Below are 237 nucleotides of genomic sequence, written 5' to 3'. Positions count from 1 at the left end.
GCCTAATTATTGTCATTGTGAAATTGAAACAGGTATGATTGACGCCTTTTTTAAAGCAACTTAGGCTATGGCTAAAATTATATATGATCGCTCTCATTCAACGAGTTAGCATCGCTAGCGTTACTGTAGAACAGAACATCACTGGAGAGATTGGGCAATTTTTATTAATTTTACTTGGCGTTGAAAAAGGCGATGATTCCTCTAAAGCTAAACGCTTGTGTGAAAAGGTGCTGAGTT

1 protein-coding gene is annotated in these 237 nt (G+C 37.1%); it reads left to right on the top strand.

Annotated elements, in window-relative coordinates:
• Nucleotides 1–83: 83 nt before the first annotated feature.
• On the top strand, nucleotides 84–237 hold a 154-nt coding region (locus tag Q4519_RS22095), incomplete at its 3' end, for a D-aminoacyl-tRNA deacylase (protein WP_303516134.1).

Origin of the sequence: Motilimonas sp. 1_MG-2023 (assembly GCF_030547455.1) — a bacterium.
GTDB lineage: Bacteria > Pseudomonadota > Gammaproteobacteria > Enterobacterales > CBDFNC01 > Motilimonas.
Note: the sequence above shows the minus strand (reverse complement) of the source record. Positions and strands in the feature narration are given on the sequence as shown.